Origin of the sequence: Flavobacterium sp. RSSB_23 (assembly GCF_051547145.1) — a bacterium.
Classification (GTDB): Bacteria; Bacteroidota; Bacteroidia; order Flavobacteriales; family Flavobacteriaceae; genus Flavobacterium.
The window spans coordinates 355,084-370,533 of the sequence record NZ_JBPTTO010000002.1 but is presented as its reverse complement, the minus strand read 5'-3'; the positions used below and the strand labels follow the sequence as shown (position 1 = coordinate 370,533).

General features: G+C 38.0%; 10 protein-coding genes. All 10 read right to left on the bottom strand.

The window, feature by feature from the left end; all coding sequences use genetic code 11:
• Positions 1-67 precede the first annotated feature (67 nt).
• The gene (gene galE, locus ACSVH9_RS05085) at positions 68-1,087 is read right to left on the bottom strand and encodes a UDP-glucose 4-epimerase GalE (protein WP_438062765.1); all 1,020 of its coding nucleotides are present in this window, start codon (positions 1,085-1,087) and stop codon (positions 68-70) included.
• A gap of 1 nt (position 1,088) precedes the next feature.
• Positions 1,089-2,138 (bottom strand): UDP-glucose--hexose-1-phosphate uridylyltransferase, encoded by a 1,050-nt coding sequence (locus ACSVH9_RS05080; protein WP_438062764.1) that lies wholly within the window; start codon positions 2,136-2,138, stop codon positions 1,089-1,091.
• A 139-nt stretch (positions 2,139-2,277) separates the two neighbouring features.
• Entirely contained in the window at positions 2,278-3,450 is a 1,173-nt protein-coding gene (gene galK, locus ACSVH9_RS05075) for a galactokinase (protein ID WP_438062763.1), read from the bottom strand.
• A gap of 107 nt (positions 3,451-3,557) precedes the next feature.
• A complete protein-coding gene (locus ACSVH9_RS05070; RefSeq protein WP_438062762.1) occupies positions 3,558-5,984 on the bottom strand; it encodes a DUF4982 domain-containing protein in 2,427 nt (808 codons plus the stop codon).
• A gap of 222 nt (positions 5,985-6,206) precedes the next feature.
• Complete coding sequence (locus ACSVH9_RS05065; RefSeq protein ID WP_438062761.1) at positions 6,207-7,244, bottom strand: glycoside hydrolase family 53 protein; 1,038 nt, start codon at positions 7,242-7,244, stop codon at positions 6,207-6,209.
• Between the two features lie 2 nt (positions 7,245-7,246).
• Positions 7,247-8,344, bottom strand: coding sequence for a glycoside hydrolase family 53 protein (locus ACSVH9_RS05060; RefSeq protein WP_438062760.1), 1,098 nt, complete (start codon positions 8,342-8,344; stop codon positions 7,247-7,249).
• Positions 8,345-8,448: 104 nt separating this feature from the next.
• Complete coding sequence (locus tag ACSVH9_RS05055; RefSeq protein WP_438062759.1) at positions 8,449-9,480, bottom strand: aldose epimerase family protein; 1,032 nt, start codon at positions 9,478-9,480, stop codon at positions 8,449-8,451.
• 253 nt (positions 9,481-9,733) lie between these two features.
• The gene (locus ACSVH9_RS05050) at positions 9,734-10,792 is read right to left on the bottom strand and encodes a SusE domain-containing protein (protein ID WP_438062758.1); all 1,059 of its coding nucleotides are present in this window, start codon (positions 10,790-10,792) and stop codon (positions 9,734-9,736) included.
• A 26-nt stretch (positions 10,793-10,818) separates the two neighbouring features.
• On the bottom strand, positions 10,819-12,432 hold the full coding sequence (locus ACSVH9_RS05045) for a RagB/SusD family nutrient uptake outer membrane protein (protein WP_438062757.1): 1,614 nt from the start codon (positions 12,430-12,432) through the stop codon (positions 10,819-10,821).
• 3 nt (positions 12,433-12,435) lie between these two features.
• Entirely contained in the window at positions 12,436-15,393 is a 2,958-nt protein-coding gene (locus tag ACSVH9_RS05040) for a SusC/RagA family TonB-linked outer membrane protein (protein WP_438062756.1), read from the bottom strand.
• Positions 15,394-15,450: the final 57 nt, after the last annotated feature.

The following is a 15,450-nucleotide window of genomic DNA, read 5'->3' as shown; positions in this document are numbered from 1 at the left end:
TTTTTTATTTTATTATGTTAAATTTTTCATCGCAAAAAAAATAGTTCGTTAAATATATAGTAAACAACTACTTACCACCTCTAACCTTTTGTTCCCATTTCCAAGCACTATCGATGGCTTCTTCAAGGGTTGCTGCTGTTTTCCAGCCTAGTACAGTATTGGCTTTTTCGGTATTGGCATAGGCTTCGGTTACATCGCCTTCACGTCGTGGTACGATGGTATACGGCAACTTTTGCCCACTCACTTTTTCAAAAGCCGTAATCACTTCGAGTACAGAACTTCCTTTACCTGTTCCTAAATTGAATACCTCTAATGCCATTTCATTTTTCTTATCCAACAAACGTTGCAAAGCCACTACATGCGCCTTGGCCAAATCTACTACGTGGATGTAATCTCGCACACATGTACCGTCAACCGTAGGATAATCATTGCCATAAACGGACAGCTCTTTGCGCAAGCCCATTCCGGTTTGTGTAATAAAAGGGACTAAATTTTGAGGAACTCCGATAGGTAATTCTCCAATTTCGGTAGAAGGATGCGCTCCAATTGGATTGAAGTAACGCAATAAAATAGCATTGAGTCCACTTACTTTGGTCACATCGGCAATGATTTCTTCTCCAATTTGTTTGGTATTTCCATAAGGAGACATCGCAGCTTGAATCGGTGTAGTTTCTGCAATTGGCATCACTTCGGCTTGACCATAAACGGTGCAAGAAGAACTAAAAATAAAATGAGCTTCTGGTTTTTTCTGCAATTCTTGCAAAAGATAAACCAAAGAAGCAATGTTGTTCTCGTAATACAATAAAGGATTTTGCACACTCTCACCCACTGCCTTTGAGGCTGCAAAGTGAATCACTCCTGAAACCTCAGTATATTTGGCAAAAAAAGCTTGTACTGCCGCTTTTTCTCTTAAATCAATCTGTTCAAAAATAGGCTGTTTTCCGGTGATTCTTTCAATTCCACCCAAAACATCAATAGACGAATTCGATAAATTATCAATCACGATTACCTCATACCCTACATTTTGTAGTTCGACCACCGTATGTGAACCTATAAATCCTAAACCTCCTGTGACAACTATTTGCATCTTATTTGTTTTTATAATGAACTACTGACAATCCTCTCAAGACCTCAGCACTTTTCTCTGGAGTAATATCACGCTGTGACTCACCCATCATTTCGTAACCTACCATAAACTTCTTTACCGAAGCTGAGCGCAACAACGGCGGATAAAAATGCATATGAAAATGCCATTCTGGATGTTCTTGACCATCTGTTGGCGCTTGATGAATTCCCGAAGAATAAGGAAAAGAAGTCTCGAAAAGATTATCGTATTTGGTGGTTAATTGTTTTAAAATAATAGCAAAATCTGTAACCTCAGCTGAAGTAAATTCAGTGATTTTAGACACGTTGCGTTTGCTTACAATCATGGTCTCATAAGGCCAAATCGCCCAAAAAGGCACCAAGGCTACAAAATGCTCATTCTCGATAACGATGCGCTCTTGGACTTTCAATTCTTCTTGAACATAATCTTGCAATAAGGTTCGGCCTTGTCGTTCGTAATACTGCTTCAAGCTATTATGTGTTTTTTCAACCTGCGTAGGCAAAGACGATTGTGCCCAAATTTGACCGTGCGGGTGGGGATTACTACAGCCCATCACACTTCCTTTGTTTTCAAAAATTTGAACATGGTTAATGTAATCTATAGCGCCCAAAGTGGTGTATTCTTTTTGCCAAGTCGCTACAATATTTTCGATATTCTCGACCTCCATTTGAGGTAAAGTCAAATCGTGTCTTGGTGAAAAACAAACCACTCTAGAAATTCCTCGTTCAGGTTTTGCTTTAAAAAAAGTAGGCGTATTGTTTTCTTCAAAAGCAATAGGTTCTTGTTTTAGCGCAGCAAAATCATTTTCGAAAACATAACAAGAATCATAAGCAGGATTCACTTCGCCATTGGCACGCACATTACCTGGGCACAAGTAACATTCGGGGTCGTACTCTGGCAATTGCGCACCTGAAATGCTTTCTTTTTGACCTTGCCAAGGTCTTTTGGAACGGTGAGGAGAAACCAAAACCCATTCGTTGATTAAGGGATTAAAACGTCTATGTGGGTCTTCGTTGATATCAAAATTTTTCATGCTATTCATTTTATGTTTGTTACCGCAAGGGTCGCAATGTGTATTAAACAGATAAGTCATTTAAGCTTATGACGCTTTTATTTTTGGATTTAAAAGGTCATAAAAGTTTTTAAATTATTCGTGCATTCGTGGCTAACATCTACCCTACAGGTTCATACAATGATGTACCGTTTCCGATTTTAACATCGTAAATTTTCAACTCAATGTTCCATTTTTCTTGGTACAACTGAGCGAATTTTTGTTTAACGGCTTCTTCTTTTCCTTTCTTAATCAAAGTAATGGTGCAGCCACCAAAACCACCGCCCATCAATCTAGAGCCTATTACGGCATCATTGGCTAAGGCCAATTCTACCAAATAATCCAACTCGGGACAGCTTACTTCGTATTCTCTAGACAGACCATCGTGAGTTTCAAAAAGTAATTGCCCCAAAAGCTCAATATTTCCAGCATCCAAAGCTTCGCAGGCTTTAGAGACACGAGCAATTTCTTTTACTACATAATGCACGCGTGTAAAAACAACAGCATCCATTTTGTCTTTCAAAGTCAACAATTGCGCTTCGGTACAATTTCTGAAACTTTTGACTTCAGGAAAATTAGCTTTGATAATCGCCAAACCTTCCTCGCATTCTTCTCTTCTTTTGTTATACGCCGATGTGAACAAAGAATGCTTCACATTACTATCGAACAACACCAAAGCATAGTCTTTAAAATCAGCGTTGTGGTACTCAAATTCTAAGGTATTGCAATCCAATTTAATAACCTTATTTTCTAGTCCATGCACACTAGCAAATTGGTCCATAATACCACAATTAATTCCCACCCAATGTTCTGCCTTTTGGCTCATCAATGCCCGATTTTGTTGGCTAATGTCTAAATTGAAAAGTGATTGTATTCCAAAAAGAAAACCACATTCTAAAGCAGCCGAAGACGACAATCCAGAACCTACTGGAATGTTGCTACTAAATACACAATTGACTCCACTAAAATCAAAGCCATTGTCTTTAAGCTGTTTCAAAACTCCTAAAATGTAATTGTTCCAAACGGTTGAACTCAATTGAATGTTTTGCGATAAATCGACTTCGAATTCTTGATTCAAATCGACAGCCACGATTCGAGAAGTAGTCGTGTTACTTTTTTCGAAAGCAAAGCAAATAATCTTATCTATAGCAGCAGGCAATACATAGCCATCGTTATAATCTACATGTTCTCCAATGATGTTAATTCTTCCTGGAGAAAGCACTATTTTTTCAGGTGCATTACCAAATGCATCCTGAAAAAAAGCCGTCGTTTTTTGTATTAATGAATCATTCATTATTCTTAAAATTATTAAAGTATTGCATCGCAAAAACTCGCTTTAATGTCTTTGCAATAATTTTGTTTTTGAAGTATGATAACGAGTCATACCCTTTGTTCATCTATTTATTTCTTTGCTTCCAAAGTCAATTTACCCGACTTCAACCCATCACCGGTTACTTCCAATTTAATATCGCCTGTGATAGTTTTCGATTTCACAAGTACTACCAATTTTCCACTAAACAATTTCATCGTGTCTTTATGGAACATTTCGAGTGAAGTTGCATCTCCATTACAGACGGCGCGATACGTACCTGCTCCAGAAACTTTAAATTTTAATTGGTTGGTGGCTGTTGGACAAGGAACTCCATTTTTATCCACTACAGAAACCGTCACAAACGAAATATCCTCGCCATCGGCTGTGATGGTTTTTCGGTCTGCATCCAAAACAATCTGGTACGGTTGACCTGCCGTTTGAATTTCCTTTTCTTCAGCTACTTTGCCATTGTCATCATAAGCTACAACCTTTACCGTTCCTGGTTCATATTTTACATCCATCCACATCAAACGGTAACGGTTTTGTGGAGTATTTTTGTTTTTGGTTTGTACGCCCATACTTTTACCATTGATAAAAAGTTCGGCACTGTTGTAACTAGTGTACACAAAAACGGGAGTTGTTTGTCCCTCGCGACCTTCCCAGTTCCAATGAGGTAAAATGTGTAGCGTAGTTGCCTTGGTGTTCCAACGGCTTCGGTACAAATAATAACGGTCTTTCGGTAAGCCTGCTAAATCGTTAATTCCGAAATAAGAACTACGTGACGGCCATATTTCATCATAAGGTGTCGGTTCACCCAAATAATCAAATCCTGTCCAAACGAATTCACCAATTACCCAAGGTTTATCATCCTGAAGTACAAAATCTTCATCGGGAACATTTGACCAACTACAGGCCTCTAAATCATAGGAAGAAGATTGTAAATCTGGATATTGCTTCATTTTTTCTTGTACGACAGGAAATTTGTAAATCCCTCTAGAACTCACCGTTGAAGCAGTTTCGGAACCTAAGATAAATCCTTGTGGAAATTTTTTGAATGCCTCATCATACAAATGCACGCGATAATTCAATCCTGGAATATCCAACAAAGCTCCAAAACCAGACTCCATAGTCGCTTTCACTTGATCCATTCCTACTGTTACAGGACGTGTTGGGTCTTCTCTATGAAAAATCTCCTGCAACCATTTGGCTCGTTTTACACCTGCTTCTCCCCACTGATCTGGAACTTCATTTCCTGAACTCCACATCACAATAGAAGGATGATTTCGTGTGGCTTGTACCAAATTCACAATGTCTTTTTCAGCATATTCGTCAAAAAAGCGATGGTAACCGTTTTCTACTTTTGGTAAAACCCATTCATCGAAACTCTCTGCCAAAAACAAAAAGCCCATTTCGTCTGCTAACTCCAATTGTTCGAAAGAAGGCATATTGTGCGAACTGCGAATGGCATTGCATCCCATATCTTTTAAAATGGTCAACTGTCTACGCAAAGCCGCTTTGTTTACAGCAGCACCAAGAGGTCCCAAATCGTGATGCAAGCAAACCCCTTTGAATTTGGTCACTTTCCCATTAAGACTAAATCCTTTATTGGCTTCATACTTAATTTCACGGATTCCAAATCGGGTGACAACCTCATCTTTTAGTTCATTGCCAACATACAATTGAGCAACCGCTTTGTACAAATAAGGTGTTTCTGGGCTCCACAATTTTGGATTCTCTACTTTTATATTTTGGTCAAACTCTTTTCCGAAGCGTAAAGAAGATTCCTCTGCACTTACTTTGTGTCCTTCGGCATCAAAAATGGTGGTCACCAAACGCGTATTTTCGCCGGAGGCTTTGGTCTTAATATTGACTTTGGCAACGGCATTACTAATAAAAGGTGTCGTTATAAATTGCCCCCATTGGTCAATACTTTCATTGTTCTTAATAATAACACTTACTTTTCGATACAAACCCGCTCCAGGATACCAACGGGAGGCAAATTCTTTATTGGATAATTTTACTGCTAAAGTATTGTCGCCTTCTTGAATGAATTGAGAAACATCAAAATAAAAATAACTATAGCCATACGCCCATTCTCCTACTTTTTTCCCATTTAAATACACTTGAGGTTCACTCATCGCGCCTTCAAAAAGTAGTAGTACTTTTTTTCCTTTGGCTTCTTTAGGCAAAGTAAAAGTATTGCGATACCACGCCGTACCCATATGAGGTAAGGCTCCGGTTCTTCCCGTTTTTACAGTAGGAGTATTTTCGCCATTTTGAGAAATAGCAACTGTTTGCATATCATTTTTTTTGTCAAAAGGACCATAAATTGCCCAGTCGTGCGGAACAGTAACCGATTCCCATTTCGAGTCGTTGAAGTTCGTTTTGAAAGCGTCTTCAACATTTCCTTTTTGAAATTTCCAATGGGTATCCAATACCTTTACCACTCGGGCTTGAGAAAAGGCTATGGCGGTGAAGGCTATAAAAACCAACAAAAAAGAGGGTATTTTTTTCATTTGTAAACCTGTATAATTATTTACTATCTAATCAATTCATAAACATTTAAGTCATTTAAGCGAAAGTTATTTAGCTTGCCCAATACTGTTCAAAAGGGAATATAAGTTCAAAACATTCTCTATAAGGCTAACAGTAGTTACTTAAACGAACTGATATTTTCACTTATAAGCAAATCAAAAACTTATCTAACTTATATGTTGTAACATTTTTAATCCAATTCATTATTCTTTAAAAGCATCCAAAGCTGGCGAGGGTTTCCCATCTGGTTGCCAAGCACTCAAGCCATAACCACTCCAAGATTTGGCTCCTTGCGGTTCCCAATACAAAACGCCCAAGCCTTTATTATTGGGAACAGCTCTTACGGCTTTGATTGTAGCTGCTAGGAGTTCTTTGGTGTTTTGTACTTGTTCATCAACACCACCAACTTCAACCACCATTACCTCTTTCTGATAACGTGAAGCCATATCGTTTAGGTTGTTTTGTAAATCGGCTATGGTTTCTGAATAGTCTTTCTTAATCCAAAACGGATAGTAAGACAGACCAATAACATCATACTTTACTTGATGCTCGGTAGCTTTATCAAAAAACCAACGGAATTTTTCGTTGTTGTTTCCTTCGTCTACGTGCACAATTACTTTAATTTTGGCATTCACAGCTTTGGCCGCTTCGCATCCTTTATTCAACAATTGCGCCAGTTGCACCCAATTGTTAGTGCTCCCATCAGGCCAAAGCATTCCGCCTGGAATTTCATTCCCCACCTGAACCCATTCCGGAGTAACACCTGCTTTTTTTAAAGCGGTCAACACATCAAATGTATGTTCATAAACTTTTTTCTGTAACGCATCGAATGATAAATTGGCCCAAGCAGCAGGTTTGGCTTGTTTGGCTGGATCGGCCCAAGTATCGCTGTAATGAAAATCAATCATAATGCGCATTTTGGCTTTTTGAGCGCGCAAAGCCATAGCTACCGTTTCTTCCTTACTGCAATGACCATTAGTTTTGTCTTGACTCGGATTGACAAACACACGCAAACGAATGGTGTTCATTCCGCGTTCTTTTAGTAATTGCAAACAATCTTTTTCCTTTCCTTCGGTATCATAAAAACGGTAACCAGTGGCTTCCATTTGCGGCAACCAACTCACGTCGGCTCCTTTGGCGAAAGCCAATTTATTCTTCTTTTGTGCCAAAGCGATAGTGGTACTACTTATAAAAAGAAGCAGTAGCACTATTCTTTGAAAAACGCTAACTGTAGTATTCATAACTAATTGGTAAATGCTTGTAAAACGGGCAATGCTTTATTTGAAAAATCATAGAATGCCTGATTTTCGAAAGTAGAACCATTGGTAGCTTGGTTGCCTTTGAAAGACACCCATTCGCCTCCCCAATACGCAAAACCTTGTCCGTAAGTAGATGATTTCACTAAATCTTTAATCGCCAAAACAAAGTTTTTTTGCCCTTCTGCTGTAGCTGGATAACCACTAACCAATTGTGAATCTAAGCCAACAATATTATTCGTCCAGTCATTGAATCCTAAAGTAAATGGATAAGCAGTTTCTGCAATCACTACTTTTTTAGAAAAGTTTTTCCCTAAGGCATCGATAGTGGTTTTTATGGTAGCCAAATCTTTCCCGTGCCAAATAGGATAGTACGACAAACCGATATAATCATAATCAACACTTTTTACTTTAGTAAAAAACCAATTAGTATCTGTAGCCGAAACGCCTGCATAGTGAATCATAATTTTGGTATTTGGCGCTTTGCTTCGAATGGTAGCACTCGCTGTTTTTAACAAATCTATACATTGCGCTTCTTTATTGATTAAATGCCCTTGAGGCCAAAGTAATCCGCTATTGATTTCATTCCCGATTTGAATAATATCTGGATTTATTTCGGTCAAAATAGTTGTGGTGTAGGAAGCTACCGCTGCTTTCAAATCGGTAAAAGATAAGTTTTTCCAAGCAGCTGGAGTGGTTTGAACCGCAGGATCTGCCCAATCGTCAGAATAGTGAACCGTTAACCAAACTTTTAAGCCCGCTTGTTTTACACGCTGTGCCAAAGCCTTTACCTCGGTCAATCCAGAATGTCCATTGGCAGGATCTTTCCACAAACGAATTCGGATGGTATTACAACCAGCACTTTTTAATGTAGTCAACATGTCTTCGGTTTTTCCGTTGTTGGTAAAAACTACACCCGCCGCTTCTATTTCTGGTAAAAAAGAAATATCAGCCGCTTTGATAAAATCACTGGTTACTACAGGTGGTGTAACGGTTCCGCCATCACTTTTTTCGCTATCGCTAGAGCATGCTGTTTGTAACAAAACACTTAGGAGAATAACGATGTTTAAGAAGATTTTTTTCATATTTGTAAAATTTATTTTTTATAGGTCAAATATGTTATCGCCTTTATTTATAGGTGTTTGTTTTCAACAAACCTGTTGTTAATGGCGATTTCATAATTAGGTAATTAAATTGATTTGGATTGGAATTTATAGATGGTTTTGTGATAATAATTTTTACCTTTTTTTAAGACAGCCGAAGGAAAATGATTGTTATTGGGTGCGTCTGGAAAATTTTGTGTTTCAAAACAAATGCCACTCAACGGATGATAGTTTGCACCTTCTTTCCCAGAAATGGTATCAAAACAATTGCCTCCTACATACACATGCACTCCAGGTTGATTGGTATAAACCGATAATTGCAAATTGTTTTTGGCACTGTAAAGCGAAACCGCCATTTCTTCTTGATCTCCTAAAACGAATGTATCATCAATAGACGTCGGACAGTTTTTAGCTTCCAAAAAATCGAAGGCACTTTCGGCTACAGCCAAAACCCTACCAGTTGGTATATTTTCATGATTTTTCTCTATTACTCTATCTGCATTAACGAATAATTCTTGTTGCGTTACCGTATGTTCATGACCATCTAGATTAAAATAACTATGATGGGTAAAGTTCAACACAGTGTCTTCAGTAGTGGTTGCGTTGTACTCCACTAGCAACTCATTGGATTCTGTCAAACAATAAGTAACCGTTACGGTTAACTCGCCTGGGAAATTTTCTTCGCCAGCGGGACTTGTATACGACAAAGTAACTGCTGAGTTGATGCCTTTTTTTACGTTCTCTATTTTCCAGTTTTTTTGATGAAAACCAGAGGCTCCACCATGCAACAAATGCTCACCATGATTGGGATTCAACTTAACGGCTTGGCCGTTTAAGTCAAAGCTACTACCCTTAATTCTTCCGGCATATCGACCAATTATTGCCCCAAAATAAGGAGGACTTGGCAACTCAAAGGACTGAATATAATCCTCTAAGGTTTCGAATCCCAAAACCACATCTACTTTTTTGTGATTTGCCAATGGTATTTTTACAGATGTTACTGTAGCTCCATAACTTATCACGTGAACTTGCATCCCATTTTTATTGGTTAATTGAACCGCTTGGACTTCCTCACCGTTAGGCAATATACCATATGATTTGTTGATGGAGAGTGTCATAATTTGAGAAATTTATTTTATTTGAGCTTATTTTTTATCAAATGTGAAATTCAAATGTATAGAAAAAAAGAACAAAAACATACCAGTACCTACCAGTTTTTTAAACTTCCAAAAAACAATTAGAAGAATAAAAATCAGCATACTAAAATTGATCTTTTTAGTAAGGAAAAAGAAACTAAAAACCTCTGTAAAAAAACAATCCCCGATAGCAAAAACTACCGAGGATTGAAAAGTATAAAAAAACCAAAATTTATTACTGTGCTACAATGAACGTGTAACGTCCATCTAAATCATTGAACCAAATATCGTATTTACCTGCTGTTACAATAATATCACCACCATTATCTCCCCAATTCACATCCCAGCTGTTGTTGGCTCTGAATTTCATTTTTCCATCAGTAAGCGTTTGAGTAACTTTCCACATATGGGCATCAAAAGTAGATTGTACCATTGGCACACTCACATCCCATCCAGAAGGCAAAGCATCACCAACAATTCCTACTGTTGCATAGGTAGTCATAGGCCCTGTGTAAGGTGCTAAAGTATAGGTTAATGATTCCAAATTCAATTCAAAATAATAGTATCCTGCTTTATCTGTAGGAAAAACGGCTGGGTCTGGTGCGCTATCATTGGCTCTGTATTTTACTTTGCCTCCATCAACACCATACAAAGGTGCCCAGAAACCTAATTGTTCAATTAATTTGAATCCACCAGCGTTGAAGTATCCTGTGTAGTAAAACTTAGCGTTGTCTTTGGTGTCTCTAAAAATAGGCATATTCCCTTTATTCACATCCCAACCCGCGATTGTCGCAGGACCAACTTGATACAAATCCACTTTAGGGAAAACGCCTCTGTAAGGTGTTACTACAATACTTATTGCTTTAGAATATTTAGGTTGAGAACCAGTAGTACCGACAGTAGATTTGATACGAATATCAATAGTTCCCTCAACCTCTGGAGTTAATCCAAAATCCAACGCTTTGGTGTTTAGCTCCGACACTTTAATCGTAGCGAAAGAATTTGATGTTGCATTGATTTCGACTGGTGCAGCAAAATCAGTTCCGCTTTTGGCAAACTCTACCGTATAAGTTACAATAGTTGGCGTACCATAAGATACTTTTTCCCAAGTTAAAGTAAGTGCTGTGTTATCTGGTGTAGCTTTGTTCAAAATTACTTTCGAACCCGCATCTGGAGTAATAATAGCAAAATCAGCTTCTTGTGGTTCAAGAATCATCAAATCAGTTTCGTTATCACAGGACCAAAATCCTAAAATAGCTACAAAAGCAACTAATAGTTTATATGTATTTTTCATTTCTTTAGTGTAAAGTGGTTATTTTTTTAGTATCCAAGGTTTTGAGTTAGGTTGCTATTTGATCCCAAAGAACCCGCAGGAATTGGAAACAAATCCATAAAAGCTGGAATAGAAACTCCAGTAGAAGCATTGCCTTTCCAAGCCCAATTGTAAGAACCGCCAGAGAATTTTCCGAAACGGATTAAGTCTTGTCTGCGGTGTGCTTCCCAGTGGAGCTCACGTGCTCTTTCGTCTAAAACAAAATCAAGAGTCAAATCAGCAGGTACAATATTACCAACAGTGGTATTGTTATTGGCTCTTCTTCTAAGTGCATTTACATAGTCTAATGCTTTGGTAACATCTCCGCCAGCTCCTCCGCGTAAAGTAGCTTCAGCATACATCAAGTATACATCGGCCAAACGGAATAATGGAAAATCAGTATCGGCATAAGTAGAACTTGTCCCATTTTGTCCCGTAGACGTTTTATTAGAAAATTTAGACAAAATGTACCCTTGGGTTTTAACTCCAATATCTGCAATATCAATGGTTCTTTGTTTAGAAGCACTTCCTGCCACGCCAGTTCCTATTGTTTTACGAGTATCTTGGTTGAATTTGGTACCATCAAACTTTTGAGCAAATTCTTTTCTAATTCTCAAGGCTCCACTCCATCCACCAATTCCAAAATCAGCTCCATTATTTTCCCACACACCAATTTGTCCATTGGTCAATACAGTAGTAGCTCCCCAGTTTTGAGTTTTGGCACCATCAGACTGAATGGTGAAAATCATTTCAGGTGAAGTATGATTATCAGCTTTGAAGTTGTCCAAATAATTTGCTTTCAAAGAATAACCCGCAGCAATAAGGTCATTACACATGGTAATACAATCTCCGTAACGCTTAGTTTTGGTATACACTTCGGCATTCAAGTAAATTTTTGCCAAAATCATTTTTGCCATTCCTTGGTCAACGCGTCCGTATTCATTGGTTCTTGCGGCTTTCAAATTAGGAAGTGCAGCTTTTAATTCTGTTTCTACAAAATCAAACAATTGTTGTCTTGTAAACTCAGGCCCTTTGAAGTTGATAGGATCCGCTTCTGTATACATAGCTGCTTTCCCAAACAAATCCATCATATTATAGTAGGCATACGCACGCAAAACCTTCACTTCATTTCGGTACAATTCGATTGCTGCCAAATCTTCAGCACTAGTAATGTTGCGTGATTTCAATTTTTCAGGAGTACTTTGGCGCAAAAATTCATTAGCATAAGCTACAGAAGCCATAGTTCGTGAGTACATTCCCAAAAGAATTGGATTGGCTGGTGTCCAAATATTGCGTTGCAATTCGGCTGTTCCACCATCATTTTCATAACTCCAAACCAATTCGTCGGTTGTAAGCTCTTGCAAATACAACAAACATCTACTAAACTGACTTGTTCCTGCATCTACTCCTTCAAGCGAAGAAGCATCTGGGCCCCAAGTACTCGTAAGCGATAAATTTCCGTATACACCTGCCAAGGCATTTTTGTATCCAGCTGCATCTTTATAGACAACATCCGAAGCCAATACATCGTCATCTTCTGACACTACATTCAAATCATCGGTACACGATTGAAATAAAGTAGCCAAAGCTAAAAAGGATAGTATTATATATTTCTTCATCATTTATTAAAATTTAAGATTAAGACCAAATAGAATTGTACGTTGTCTAGGATAGATGGTTTTATCGACACCATTATTAGTAATCTCAGGGTCTAAACCGCTGTATTTTGTCAAGACAAAAACATTTTGAACTCCTGTAAACATTCTCAAGCTAGTATTTTCGTTCATTATTTTTCTAAAAGTATAGCCTAAGGTTACGTTATCCATTTTGAGGTACGAAGCATCTTCTATATAAATATCAGACAACAATACGTTTGAAGTAGTTTGGAAATTCGTATCTAAAATAGAAGAAGGAACATTGCTTAAAATACCACCATTTTCCATTGCCTCATATTGCGCTCTAGAAGCGTCTACTGCGTTGAAAATACGGTTGCCAATGCTCGCTCTTAAGTTGAAAGAGAAATCAATGTCTTTATAATTCATTGTAGAAGCAAAACCTAAAGTTACATCTGGATCTGGGTTGTTATAGATGTAGCGATCTGAATCATTTTTGATGTTATCTCCATTCAAATCTGCAAAAGCACCTTCAATAGCTTTTCCGTTGGTATCATATAATTGTTTGTACACATAAAACGAATACGGCGTGTATCCTTCTCTAAAAAGCTGACCTGGTGTTCCCGTTCCAGCAATGTTATCGCCTACATAAATATCTGTTCCATACACTAAATCTTTGATTCTTCGCTCGAATTTAGCTGCATTGAAATTGACATTCCAATTGAAATTTTCTGTTTTAATTGGAGTAGCGTTCAAGGTAAACTCAATTCCTTTGGTTGTAAAAGAACCCACGTTTTGGTATACACGGTTCGAGAAATTACTTCCGTCAGAAATGGCAGCATTTACCAATAAATCTTTGGCTTCTTTATAAAAAACATCTACCGCACCTGTAATCACATTGTTGAACACCCCAAAATCAAGACCCGCGTTGTACGAAACGGTTTCCTCCCATTTTAAGTTTTTGGTACGCTTGCTCGGCAAGGCAATTGGGAAATAAGCATTCCCAAATTGGTATTGTGAATTACCTCCACCTAAATCGTATTTCTCTAAATAGCCATTTGGATCAGGAATATCTTGTTGTCCTGTAATACCATAGCTCAAACGCAATTTCAAATCGGACACCACATTACTGTCTTTAAATAAATCTTCTTTTACTTTCCAAGCAAACGCAGCAGAAGGGAAATTCCCCCAACGGCTTTCTTTTTCAAATCGAGAAGAACCGTCTCTACGATAAGACAAAGTCAATAAATATTTGTTTTTGAAATTAATGTTGGATCTTCCAAAAAAGCCTAACAGTACGACATCCGTATTCAAGGTAGTTTCAGGGAAAGTCGAGGGTAGATCTGGGTTTAAGATGTTACCGGTATCGAATCGATTGGATTCGAATTTTTGATACGAATGTCCGCCTGTTAGTTCAACATTAAAATCATTAAAACTCTTGTTATATACAAAATAAGCATCAATCAACTTATTTCTTCTAGTCGATTCAGAGTACTCATCTGTTCCGAAAGGAATATTATTATTGGATGGAGCCGAACCAGCATTGGCACCTACCAAACGTCGTCTTTCTCCATTCGATTCATCAAAACCAAGATTCACCACAGCTCTCAAAGAAGGCAAAAAGTGAAATTTATAATCGATTTCAAAATTCCCAAAAAGTCTATTGCTCTTTCCACGATCATTCGTTTGAAGCAACTGCGCTACAGGGTTTCTTGCTGCGATAGCGATTAACGGATAATTTCCGTTGGCATCTACACCAGAAGTATACTCAAAAAATCCACCATAAGGAGCGCCGTCAACACGAATGGGTTGTGTAGGGTCAAAACCAATAGCGGCACCTTCAACAGCATCTGTAAAACGGTTTCTTTCATTGGCATAATTAGCAGAAAGTTTCACCTTTAAATGATTTTCAAAAAAAGACGGGTTCATAACCAAACCTACCGTATTTCTTTTGAACTCATTGGTAATACGCAACCCTTGTTGATCGGTATTTCCTAAAGTTAAACTTGTTGGAATCACACCGAAAAGACTTCCTCTAACCGCTAGATTTTGATCTACTAAACCAGTATTGCGGTAAATTGCCTCTTGCCAGTTGGTATTGGCCGTGCCTAATTTATCTAAATCTTGTGGACGCACTTGAGCGATGGTATTTCTAAAAGCTGTTGGGCTCAATACATCAACGGTATTAACCAACTCTCCCGCTCCAAACTGCACATTGTAGTCTACAGAAAGGGTTTTGCTTCCCTTTTTAGTCGTGATAATAATTACCCCGTTTGACGCACGTGAACCGTAAATAGCAGTTGCCGAAGCATCTTTCAAAACTGTCATCGACTCAACTGTACTTGGATTCAAAGAAGCCAAAAACGAAGCTGAACCCGTGTTCGTCGTGTTTTCAAGAGGTAAACCATCAATAACAATCAATGGATCATTACTTGCAAATAACGAACTTCCCCCTCTAATTCTAATTTCGGATAACGAACCAGGTGCTCCTGATGAATTGATAGACAAACCTGCTACTCTTCCTGTAAGCATGTTCTCTGTAGAAACGTTTACCCCTTTGTTAAAATCTTTGGTAGCCAAAGTAGTTACAGAACCAGTTGCATCTTTTCTTTTTACAGAACCATATCCTACTTGCACTACTACCTCCTTAAGTTCATTGTCTTGTTCTTGCAAAAGAACAGTAAGCGAACTTTGTCCAGAATAAATCACAGTTTGTGATTTAAAACCCACAAACGACACTACGATTTGATCTCCTTTATTCACACTAGACAGCTGAAAAGCCCCAGAAAAATCAGTAGACGTACTAACTTTAGAACCCTTAACAACTAGATTCGCTCCAGGTATTGGTTGTTTGGTTGTATTATCAACCACCGTTCCAGACAATTTATTTTGTGCCTGAACAAAAAACGGAACAAGGAGCAGTAAAAAGAACAATCTGAAATGCATTGTTTTCAAACTTTTTGTTTTCATTAAATTGATTTTGTTAGTTATTATTTTCTTGAATATTCCCAAAAAATCAAAAGAACC

Excerpts from the sequence above, each read along its gene's own strand:
- ACSVH9_RS05040 (WP_438062756.1), bottom strand. The coding sequence starts at position 15,393 with ATGAAAACAAAAAGTTTGAAAACAATGCATTTCAGATTGTTCTTTTTA.
- ACSVH9_RS05080 (WP_438062764.1), bottom strand. The coding sequence starts at position 2,138 with ATGAAAAATTTTGATATCAACGAAGACCCACATAGACGTTTTAATCCC.
- ACSVH9_RS05055 (WP_438062759.1), bottom strand. The coding sequence starts at position 9,480 with ATGACACTCTCCATCAACAAATCATATGGTATATTGCCTAACGGTGAG.
- ACSVH9_RS05045 (WP_438062757.1), bottom strand. The coding sequence starts at position 12,432 with ATGATGAAGAAATATATAATACTATCCTTTTTAGCTTTGGCTACTTTA.
- galK (WP_438062763.1), bottom strand. The coding sequence starts at position 3,450 with ATGAATGATTCATTAATACAAAAAACGACGGCTTTTTTTCAGGATGCA.
- ACSVH9_RS05060 (WP_438062760.1), bottom strand. The coding sequence starts at position 8,344 with ATGAAAAAAATCTTCTTAAACATCGTTATTCTCCTAAGTGTTTTGTTA.
- ACSVH9_RS05070 (WP_438062762.1), bottom strand. The coding sequence starts at position 5,984 with ATGAAAAAAATACCCTCTTTTTTGTTGGTTTTTATAGCCTTCACCGCC.
- galE (WP_438062765.1), bottom strand. The coding sequence starts at position 1,087 with ATGCAAATAGTTGTCACAGGAGGTTTAGGATTTATAGGTTCACATACG.
- ACSVH9_RS05050 (WP_438062758.1), bottom strand. The coding sequence starts at position 10,792 with ATGAAAAATACATATAAACTATTAGTTGCTTTTGTAGCTATTTTAGGA.
- ACSVH9_RS05065 (WP_438062761.1), bottom strand. The coding sequence starts at position 7,244 with ATGAATACTACAGTTAGCGTTTTTCAAAGAATAGTGCTACTGCTTCTT.